Origin of the sequence: Serratia liquefaciens ATCC 27592 (assembly GCF_000422085.1) — a bacterium.
In the GTDB taxonomy this organism is placed as follows: Bacteria; Pseudomonadota; Gammaproteobacteria; order Enterobacterales; family Enterobacteriaceae; genus Serratia; species Serratia liquefaciens.
This window is the reverse complement of the sequence record NC_021741.1, coordinates 5228132-5238612: the sequence shown is the minus strand read 5'-3', so window position 1 is coordinate 5238612 and position 10481 is coordinate 5228132. Positions and strand designations below refer to the sequence as shown.

Here is a 10481-nt window from a genome sequence, read left to right as displayed (position 1 = left end):
CATCGGCTGTTTGCCTGTGGGGGATGCGAACCGCCTTTCACGGTTTATGTCCCTCACGATCCCCGCTTGAGAGATCGCGATCGGAATGACGGATCATAGCGCAATCCGCGCAAGAGATCCTCCCCTTCATCACAGATTAGATCCATTTTATCCACAGGCCCCGGCCTGCGGCGATCTTTTGGCCAGCCACGCCAAATTGCAGGCGAAATCCCGCCTGATGAACGGTATTTTTTACATTGTCAACCGGTTATACCCTGTTATCCACGTCGGATCCTTGGCTTTAACCACAAGGATCGCGTCGGGATCCTTGCGATTTACCCCCGAGTCCGTATAATCTTCGCCCTACGTGTGTACCTGGTTCCTTAATGGTGTGTCATTAACCAGACAGGATTCTGCGGTGACCACGGGCCAAGACCGGATTTTACTCCGTATTGGCAGACAACCAGGTAGGCTAGCGCGATGTGAATTGACTCAGGACTGTACAATTATTACAATCCCGCTTCTTTATATATTGCGATTGAGGCGTCGGTCGTCTTCACGCCGAATAGCCAAACGCGTTTACTGATCAGTAATTATTTAAGTTTAGGTAGAAATCGCCATGAAACGCACTTTCCAACCGTCCGTATTGAAGCGCAACCGTAGCCACGGTTTCCGTGCTCGTATGGCCACCAAAAATGGTCGTCAAGTTCTGGCCCGCCGTCGTGCGAAAGGCCGTTCTCGTCTGACTGTTTCTAAGTAATAAAAGCTAACCCGCTGAGTGGTTAAGCTAGCTTTTCCCAGGGAGTTACGTTTGTTAACTCCCACTCATTTCACTTTTGTCTTCCAGCAGCCACAACGGGCTGGCACGCCGCAAATCACCATCCTCGGCCGCCTGAACCAGCTGGGGCATCCCCGCATCGGTCTTACCGTCGCCAAAAAACACGTCAAACGCGCGCATGAACGCAATCGGATCAAACGCCTAACCCGCGAAAGCTTCCGTTTACGTCAGCACGAGTTACCGGCGATGGATTTTGTCGTGGTGGCCAAAAAAGGGATAGCGGATTTGGATAACCGCGCGCTGACGGAAGCTTTGGAAAAATTATGGCGTCGCCACTGTCGCCAGGCTCCCGCATCCTGATCGGGCTGGTGCGGGCTTACCAGCTCGTCATCAGTCCGCTGCTTGGGCCTCGTTGTCGCTTCCAGCCGACATGCTCTCATTACGCAATTGAGGCATTAAGCAGGTTTGGCATGATAAAAGGCAGTTGGTTAGCATTGAAACGCGTATTAAAATGCCACCCCTTGAACCCAGGTGGCGATGATCCCGTGCCGCCGAAACCCGACGATAACAGAGAACACTAACGATGGATTCGCAACGCAATCTTCTCCTCATCGCTCTGCTGTTCGTGTCTTTCATGATCTGGCAAGCCTGGCAAACGGACAACGCTCCGCAACCAGTCGCCCAGACCACGCAACAGACTTCGAACACTGCTACCGGTGATGCCGCAAGCTCAGCAGTTCCAGCCAGTGGTCAGGGTAAACTGATTACCGTTAATACTGACGTGCTGTCGCTGACCATCAACACCCGTGGTGGTGATATCGAGCAGGCTAAACTGTTGGCTTACCCGGACACTCTGGGTTCATCGACGCCATTCCAACTGCTGGAAACCACACCGTCATTTGTTTATCAGGCGCAAAGCGGCCTGACCGGCAGAAACGGCCCGGATAACCCGGCAAACGGCGAACGTCCTCTGTTCCAGGCGGCGCAGGACAGCTACACCCTGCCGGAAGGCCAGGAAGAGCTGCGCATTCCGCTGACCTTTACCGGTAAAGACGGCGCTATCTACACCAAGACTTTCGTGCTCAAGCGTAATCATTACGCGGTTGCTGTTGACTACAACGTCGACAACAAAGGCACCACCCCGCTGGAACTGACCCTGTTCGGCCAACTGAAGCAGACGACCGAGCTGCCTAAGCACCGTGACACCGGCAGCAACAACTTCGCTCTGCACACCTTCCGTGGCGCGGCGTACTCTTCCAGCGAAGACAAATATCAGAAGTATGCGTTCGATAAGGACGAAAACCTGAGTGTCACCACGCAGGGCGGTTGGGTTGCCATGCTGCAACAGTACTTCGCCACCGCATGGGTGCCGGCAACGCAAGGCAGCAACACCTTCTATACCGCCAAACCTGGCGACAACCTGTCCACCATTGGCTTCAAATCTACTCCGGTAGTGGTGCAGCCTGGTGCGCAGCAGCAGCTGAATGCCACCCTGTGGGTGGGTCCGGAACTGCAAGACCAGATGGCCCAACTGGCGCCGCACCTGGATCTGACCGTGGATTACGGTTGGTTGTGGTTCATCTCTCAGCCGCTGTTCAAATTGCTGAAGTTTATCCACGGCTTTATCGGTAACTGGGGCTTCTCAATTATCATCATCACCTTCATCGTGCGTGGCATCATGTACCCGCTGACCAAAGCGCAGTACACCTCGATGGCCAAAATGCGCATGCTGCAGCCAAAACTGCAGGCGATGCGTGAGCGTATCGGTGATGACAAACAGCGCATGAGCCAGGAAATGATGGCGCTGTACAAGTCTGAGAAAGTGAACCCGTTGGGTGGGTGTTTGCCGCTGGTTATCCAGATGCCAATCTTCCTGGCGCTGTACTACATGTTGATGGGCTCGGTTGAGCTGCGCCATGCGCCGTTCGCCCTGTGGATCCATGACCTGTCGGCGCAAGACCCGTACTACATCTTGCCAATCCTGATGGGCGTGACGATGTTCTTCATCCAGAAGATGTCGCCAACCACCGTCACTGACCCGATGCAGCAGAAAATCATGACCTTTATGCCGGTGATCTTCACAGTGTTCTTCCTGTGGTTCCCGTCAGGTCTGGTGCTGTACTACATCGTCAGTAACCTGGTGACCATCCTCCAGCAGCAGCTGATTTACCGCGGCCTGGAAAAACGTGGCCTGCACAGCCGCGACAAGAAAAAGACCTAAGCGTATTGTAGGGGTTCGGCGCGCTGAACCCTTGCAGCAAAAGATAAGAGGCGGTCATTAAGACCGCCTTTTTGCATATTGAATCGTCAGAGAGAATCACTATGAGCACCACCGATACCATCGTAGCCCAAGCCACCCCGCCGGGACGCGGCGGCGTCGGCATTTTGCGTATTTCCGGCCGTGGCGCCAAAGACGTAGCCCAGGCCCTGCTCGGCAAACTGCCGAAGCCGCGTTACGCCGATTACCTGCCGTTCCGTGATGCCGAAGGCGCCACTCTGGACCAGGGCATCGCGCTGTGGTTTCCTGGCCCGAACTCGTTTACCGGCGAAGACGTGCTGGAACTGCAAGGCCACGGCGGGCCGGTTATCCTCGATTTGCTGCTCAAACGCGTACTGGCGCTGCCCGGCGTGCGTATCGCCCGTCCCGGCGAATTTTCCGAGCGTGCCTTCCTTAATGACAAGCTGGATCTGGCGCAGGCCGAAGCGATTGCCGACCTGATCGACGCCAGTTCCGAGCAGGCGGCACGTTCTGCCATGAACTCGCTGCAGGGGGCGTTCTCCACCCGCATCAACCAGCTTGTGGAAGCACTTACTCACCTGCGAATCTATGTAGAAGCAGCGATAGACTTCCCGGATGAGGAAATCGACTTCCTGTCTGACGGTAAAATCGAGGCGCAGCTCAACGGAGTCATGGCCTCTCTTTCCAACGTACGCGCAGAAGCGCGTCAGGGCAGCCTGCTGCGCGAAGGGATGAAAGTGGTGATCGCCGGGCGTCCTAACGCCGGTAAATCCAGCCTGTTGAACGAACTGGCCGGTCGCGAAGCGGCTATCGTCACCGATATCGCCGGCACCACTCGCGACGTGCTGCGCGAGCATATTCACATCGACGGCATGCCTTTACACATCATCGACACCGCCGGCCTGCGCGAAGCCAGCGACGAAGTGGAGCGTATCGGTATCGAACGTGCGTGGAACGAGATCGAACAGGCTGACCGCGTGCTGTTTATGGTCGATGGCACCACCACCGCAGCAACCGAACCGGCAGAGATTTGGCCGGAGTTTATGGCACGTCTGCCGCATCGTCTGCCGATCACCGTAGTACGTAACAAAGCCGACATCACCGGTGAACCCTTGGGCATGACAGAAGTAAATGGTCACTCACTTATTCGCCTGTCGGCGCGCACCGGTGAAGGTATCGACCTGCTGCGGGACCACCTGAAGCAGAGTATGGGCTTCACCAGCAATATGGAAGGCGGTTTCCTGGCACGTCGCCGCCACCTGCAGGCGCTTGAGCAAGCAGCCCAGCATCTGATCGAGGGCAAAGAACAGTTAGTGAGCGCTTACGCGGGGGAGCTGCTGGCCGAAGAATTGCGACTGGCGCAGCAAGCACTGAGTGAAATCACCGGCGAATTTACCTCAGATGACCTGCTGGGACGCATTTTCTCCAGCTTCTGCATCGGTAAATAACCATGGTTCCAAGGATATACCTCAAGGCCTGAAAATCGCCTTGAAACCCGCATGAACACTGGATTTTTGGCCTTTATAGTGCTGCCAAAGCACACTGAAAGCCATCTGCTTTTATCTCCGAGTAGCGGTTTTGGCCTGAGCCTTCCGCTACTTGGACATACGGAAGTAGAAGATGATACTTATCGACACTGCGTTGAAGGCTCTCAAGCCTAAGGAAAAGACCTACACCGTCAGCGACGACCACAGCCTGTATCTGGAAATACTTCCAGCGGGAGGGATAGTCTAGCGCTACCGGCTAAACGGCAAGTACCTGGCGCTTACCCTAAAAACGCCGGGCTCATGCGTGATAGCTCCTCGCAGATGGCCGCGGTGAACGAATCCCAGCCCCAGAAGCAGCAGTCCTGCCGCAAGGACATCACGATGCAGCATCACTACCTGGACAAGTACATCCTTCACCATCTTGGCAGAAGAAAGTGCGCAATCTGACCGCGTTCTTTCATTTGGAATAAGAAGAAAGACATTGATGCAGATACACGGTCTGCTCGAGCGCATAATGGACTACGCTATCGCCTGCGCTTGATTCCCGCCAATTCGATCAGCACATTGCTGGTGCACAATTCCGATATTACGCTGGTTAGACAAAAGGACCGCTATTTTGAAGATAGCCGACTGTTACAGTTACAGTCCCCAGGAGAACTCCAAGACGGGCAAGCTACACATCGTTTACTTAGCGGAGCTGGCAGTCATACTGTTCCATGAACTCCTGATGCTGATCGATACATGCGAATGGCTCTTGCCAGGCCGGGATACCCAGACCTGACGGTTTGCCCATAATACCCTCAATAATGCACTCAAGGTATTTCTCAGAGGCTGGCATCGGATTTGCTTGGAGCTATGCTGCAAGCTTGGTCCGCCCCTCGGCTCGTGGATATCATCAAAAATATGGTCGTCTCATGAAAATAAATAAGACGTTTATTGAAGCAAAATCGGAACTCTCCAATACCCCTACTAAATAAAAGTGTTTATTGTTTTGACTGGCCATCCGCATTAGGCCCAGGCGCTGAAACTGGCGGAAAAGGGCGGCAGTTGTAGGCAGCAACCCATTCCTATCCGGTCAGACCCTCACTTTTCTTTCACCAAAGGTACCTATGCATTCGACGTCGTCGAGTTCAGGCCCAACGAAGGTCAATTCCAGACCTTCCGACTTAATGTCGAACTCAGTTGTGCCAACCCTACCCTTGACTTCGGCCATATCTTTGACCGGCACCATATGCAGAACCCATGGTTCTGTTTCCTCGTTTTTTCAGGCCGATACCCGCCTCCCTACGGTGGCACTGTCGAGCCATGCCTGGTCTGTCTCGCACTTGGCTCCGACTGGCACCAACTTCAGACCCTAAGCGTGCCTGAAGTTGGTGTACACACAGTTGTTTCGGCAAACGTGATCCAAACAGTGTAGGGAAACTCCATGAAAATGGGGAACAAGAACTGATTGGCCTATTTGAAGCTTTCAGCGCGGTGAAATAGATGTATTTCATAGAACGAGGAATCTGGGCGATACAGAACGACCCCAAGGAACGCGGAGAGCTCGAAGCGAATATGGCTCGCGCGCTCAAAAAAGAAAAAGCAGATAGTGAAAAAGGGGGGAAATCGCTCCCTGGCATTCATGACCGGGTGAGTGAGCACCCGTTTGCGGATGGTTCTATTTATGCCTTCAATGATACCTACATCGAACTCTATGCAGGTGCATTACAAGAAAAGCGCGGGGTTTTCACGGCACTTACCTTAACGTTGGCCTTTATCATCGGGCAGCTCGGAATACTAAGCCTTGAGCTTGGGACTGTTTGGTTTACTGGTATTGACTATTTCCGGGCGACAGAAGCCACAATATTCGATTATTTTGATTCCCTGGTATATCCATTAGTTGTAATTGGAATTTGCTGGGCAGTATACAAATTCCTCTGGCGCTTTATCCGTCTGGAAAACTTCGTCCAACGCCGCCTGCTCATTCGCTTCAACCGCGTGACCCGACAAGTGTATTTGCATCGTCCCCGTTACGCTGGCGGCCTGGCCACCCTGGCATGGGACCAGGTCTCCCCCGAGCCCGCACTGGGCCTGCCCGAATGGCGCGGCACCGGCACTCAACTGATGCTGGCCTGGACTAACGACATGACCGGCCTGCCGTACTTCCACATTATGCTCGTCGGCAAGGTAGCGAACGGCACCAGCGATATCGTCAACCTGTGGGAGTTCATCCGCCGCTACATGGAAGAAGGCCCGCAGTCAGTGCCTCGGCCGAAAAAGCTGCTCGGCAAAGTGCCCTGGCCCTGGCTGTCGCTCCAGGCACCCTGGAGCTTCTTCAAGCCGCTGTGGCGTGACGGTTTCAAGCCCCGTGTTCTGCTGTGGACCGCGCTGCTCTCGCCAGTGATGGTTCTCCATGCCAGTTTGCACTGGATTTCCCTGCTGCTCGGCTGGGAGCCGCGCTGGCCGCGTATCATTCGCGAAGCCGGCCTGCCTGGAAAGCCGATGCCCCCGTTATCTACCGCTGCGGATTGGCCATCACCACCGGTGATTGAACCAGACGCCGACGTATATGGTGATTACATGAATAAGCACAAGAGCGATACAGGTAAGAATATTGACTTTGAATCGTTAAAGTGCAAGGACTCGAAATGATTCACTCTGCGGAAGAATTCGTTGCACTACGAGATAGTTCTCTCAAGGATGAATGTGATCGAGCTGCGACCGATGAAGCTCCTGTTTCAGTGTGGAAAGATGTTATCGATAAATTTCCGGAATATAGGAAATGGGTTGCTCATAACAAGACAGTATCACTCGAAATATTGACGTTGCTTTACCAATTTGAACCTGATGTCCGGCGATTTATTTCTGTAAAGAGGAAATTGTCTGATGAGTTATTTGAGCTTCTATCAAAGGATCTCGACGCAGTTGTTCGGCAAGGTATCGCCTCGAATAGAAAGGCTCCTATTTCGATAATTAGGAAGCTTATGCAAGATGAGGATAAAGATGTTTCTAGAGTTGCCAAATACAACTTTGAGAACCGATAGGTGTTGAATGAGGGGGGAGCTTACGCAGCCGCCTTGCACCGTCCATCGTAGATACCCGGCCGCTGGATATAGCTCTTGTGAGCAGGGATCAACGATCGGTGCTTGGGACGACAGCACATTATCCTTTCGATCAATGAGTGAGAAACGTGAATCCAATCCTTAACTATTTGGACAACGGAAAATTCCTGTCGTCTTTGTACGGAGACGCTCTTAGTTTCTGCGACGTGGACTTACAGGAAATTAAGCTTGGATGGGATGGTCCAATCGCACGATTTGTTCTCTGTCTGAAGGACTTTCCTACGTCCCCTCCTGAAAAGTGGAGGGGGCTAAACACGGTTCAGGTTGAGTTATCTCTGTTTCCCCTATATGAGGTAAATATGACATCATTTGGTCGCGGCAATAGGTGCAACCTAGATATAGAGCGCACCGAAAATGGAGTTCTGACGGTAACGCTGTCGGGAGAGTCCACCGCGTTGTTTAAGACCATGTCAGTAAGCGTTGACAGGGTGTCAGCCCTTCTCCGAGATAGCTAATGTCTATGCATATGCGCCGAATCCGTTTGGCTGGAGCGATCCGCTTGGTTTAAGCGTGACAACTCCGCCGACAATCAGCGCGGCGGATATAACGCATAAAACGCGCACTGAGATTCGAGATCTCATGAATTAAAGGGGATTCGTCGTGGCGAAGCAAGATGCTTCTGGTGCGCCGATAAAATGGAAATGTCCGTGTACAAGGAAATAACGTCTCCGACTGGACCGTGGTCATATAGATCAGACAACAGAATTGCCCTACAACGATCCCAAAGCCGATGTTGACCATGTGCATGCATATGACTCAACGGGGAAGGTGAAAGTTGTTTCGCCAGACGATGGCAATCCTCATTTCCCAACTACAGGTGAATAGCCATGCACGACGGAAAAGAGAAAGATTACTTTGAATTAAGCGATGGAGCACTTCGGATATGGATCGAGCAAGAGTCATCCATTCATATCAAAGCAGTGACAAAAGAAGGTGATCCAGTCGAATTGTCTGAGTGGGAGGCACTGAAGATAGCAGACGTGTTGAAGAACTTCGCAAGTCGAGTCTAGTTATAAAAGGGGCCGCGATTACTGCCCTTCGTTCTTTTACTTGGCGGTAATGGTCAGGCGTCTGGTATCTGCACCTGAGCAAGCCATACCTTGCGCAGTTCGTCATTGGCGGCCTTGCGCTCGATGACAAACGCCTCGCGCCCGCACTTTCTGGCGGGATAGTCGTATTCAGGGGTGACGGTGAGGCATTGCCGGATGTAGTCAACCGAGACATTGACGCGCTGCCCGGTGCTGAAGAGATGGCCTGCGCCTAACCACCTTTCGATGTGTTCCCAAGGCATGAAAGGCTGCTGCGGGCGCGGTGGTATATCCAGCGTATAGCCATGGGGCGTATCGCGCAGCGTGACGGTCATGCTGCGTGAGCGTTCCGCTCTGGATGGACGTGCTTTATGATTGGCATCAGCCATGGTCAGTTCCTCCGTTGTACTGGTCGTGGTCATCCTGCGACACGCTGCGCGTGGCCTTGACGGGTGACACCGATGCGGAAGGCTACCTGCTGCTGGGGCACAGACTCTCGACGCACTACCAGGCACGCCGCGAGGCGGGGCCGCACTGGAACAGCAGCGAGCGCGTGAAGCGCAACCGCGAACTGCAGTGCGGCTTCACGCTGTACGGCTGCGATGGCGACACGCTGGCGTGGGAGAGCCGGATCGCTGACGAAGATGGCCTGGGGGCGCGCACTACGTGTACGAGCCGGGCCGCTTTGTGCCGGTGGCGCAGGCGGTGCGTGAGGAGGCGATCGCGCTGCTCGATGAACCGGTGTACGGCGACTACTACCGGCAGGACGAGGACCCGCTGTGGAGCCCGCCGCCAGCGCCGCCGTCCGTTGACAGCCTGGCGTGGTACCACTGCGATCACCTGGGTACACCGCAGGAGCTGACCGATGAACGGAGCGAGATTGCGCGGGCGGCGGAGTACCGCGCGTGGGGTGTGGCGAAGGAGGCGATACGGAAAGCGTCAGAGGGACGTGCTGAACTGCGCACACCGATCAGGTTCCAGGGGCAGTACCATGACCATGAAACTGGGCTGCATTACAACCGGTACCGGTATTACGATCCGGAGGTGGGGAGGTTTGTTGGCAAGGATCCTATCGGGTATGCGGGTGGGCTGAATGTCTATCAGTACGCGCCTAACCCTATCGGGTGGGTCGACCCCTTAGGACTGGATCGAATCACTAATGCGGTTGAAGGTGCGCGGCGTGAGGACGTGTTCAACGCGCGCATGAAAGCGCAGCATCCGAATGCGAAAATCCAGTGTCAGTGCACCTGCGCAATGCGCGAGGCAAGTCAGTGAGAGACCCGGTTACGGGTGAACGGCGGCGGATCGATACGGCAGTAATTGAGAACGGGCAGGCGCAAACCTACGAAGTGACGAGCCCGACAGCCGATAAGGTTGACCAGCTTGCCAAGGAAAACCGGATCTTCGGTATCGGCGGAACGTTTGTACGAAATAGAAGCACTGGTCAATTAGCACCCGTGAATGGTGCATCGGTTATCGAGAGAATTGAGTAATGCTAGACGACTACAAGATGTGGGATATAGACCAGTTACTGGGGTCATATATCAATGCTCCTGACATGGCTGCGTCGGTAAGGCAGAAAATGGAAAGCCTATTCTTGTTTCTTGAACGAAACTCGCTGCTGAAATGCAAGGTCAGTGACGGAAGCGGGAATATTGCGAGACGCTCACTCATGAGGAGTGAATTGACTGAGGAAGGAACCAAGCTCGCGAGCGGACCTAAGAATCCTGTACATCGATGGCTAGGAAGCAAAGCTTCGCAAAAAAACCCGCCGGACATGAAGCTGCTGGAGAAGGCACTAGCCGAGATTCGAGCCGGGAAGTAATGCAATGAGTGCTAGCTCATATGAACTGGCGGCGATACGGG

Annotated in this window: 11 protein-coding genes; 9 read left to right on the top strand and 2 right to left on the bottom strand. The window is 54.0% G+C overall.

What is annotated here, in order from left to right; genetic code table 11:
- Nucleotides 1–598 precede the first annotated feature (598 nt).
- From rpmH to M495_RS26245, 8 genes are all read left to right on the top strand, one after another.
- Complete coding sequence (rpmH, locus tag M495_RS25275) at nt 599–739, top strand: 50S ribosomal protein L34 (RefSeq protein ID WP_003849659.1); 141 nt, start codon at nt 599–601, stop codon at nt 737–739.
- A gap of 18 nt (nt 740–757) precedes the next feature.
- Entirely contained in the window at nt 758–1117 is a 360-nt protein-coding gene (rnpA, locus tag M495_RS24400) for a ribonuclease P protein component (protein ID WP_004950547.1), read from the top strand.
- Nucleotides 1081–1338, top strand: coding sequence for a membrane protein insertion efficiency factor YidD (yidD, locus tag M495_RS25270; RefSeq protein WP_012004505.1), 258 nt, complete (start codon nt 1081–1083; stop codon nt 1336–1338). The genes rnpA and yidD overlap by 37 nt, the downstream gene beginning before the upstream one ends.
- A 2-nt stretch (nt 1339–1340) precedes the next feature.
- Nucleotides 1341–2978 (top strand): membrane protein insertase YidC, encoded by a 1638-nt coding sequence (gene yidC / locus M495_RS24395; protein WP_020837770.1) that lies wholly within the window; start codon nt 1341–1343, stop codon nt 2976–2978.
- Between the two features lie 101 nt (nt 2979–3079).
- Nucleotides 3080–4444: a tRNA uridine-5-carboxymethylaminomethyl(34) synthesis GTPase MnmE gene (gene mnmE, locus M495_RS24390; protein WP_020837769.1), complete on the top strand. Its 1365-nt coding sequence runs from the start codon at nt 3080–3082 to the stop codon at nt 4442–4444.
- Between the two features lie 1524 nt (nt 4445–5968).
- Entirely contained in the window at nt 5969–7117 is a 1149-nt protein-coding gene (locus tag M495_RS24385; protein ID WP_144079328.1) for a DUF6708 domain-containing protein, read from the top strand.
- Entirely contained in the window at nt 7114–7509 is a 396-nt protein-coding gene (locus M495_RS24380) for a hypothetical protein (protein ID WP_020837763.1), read from the top strand. The genes M495_RS24385 and M495_RS24380 overlap by 4 nt, the downstream gene beginning before the upstream one ends.
- Before the next feature lie 137 nt (nt 7510–7646).
- On the top strand, nt 7647–8042 hold the full coding sequence (locus M495_RS26245) for an Imm50 family immunity protein (protein WP_081667722.1): 396 nt from the start codon (nt 7647–7649) through the stop codon (nt 8040–8042).
- A gap of 608 nt (nt 8043–8650) precedes the next feature.
- Here the strand turns inward: M495_RS26245 and M495_RS24365 are convergent.
- Nucleotides 8651–9004 (bottom strand): hypothetical protein, encoded by a 354-nt coding sequence (locus tag M495_RS24365; RefSeq protein WP_020837760.1) that lies wholly within the window; start codon nt 9002–9004, stop codon nt 8651–8653.
- Between the two features lie 277 nt (nt 9005–9281).
- Between M495_RS24365 and M495_RS24360 the strand changes: the two genes are divergently transcribed.
- Complete coding sequence (locus M495_RS24360; protein WP_020837759.1) at nt 9282–9890, top strand: RHS repeat-associated core domain-containing protein; 609 nt, start codon at nt 9282–9284, stop codon at nt 9888–9890.
- Here M495_RS24360 and M495_RS25700 read toward each other — a convergent pair.
- Nucleotides 9884–10063 (bottom strand): hypothetical protein, encoded by a 180-nt coding sequence (locus M495_RS25700; RefSeq protein ID WP_144079327.1) that lies wholly within the window; start codon nt 10061–10063, stop codon nt 9884–9886. The two genes, M495_RS24360 and M495_RS25700, sit on opposite strands and share 7 nt — an antisense overlap.
- Nucleotides 10064–10481: the final 418 nt, after the last annotated feature.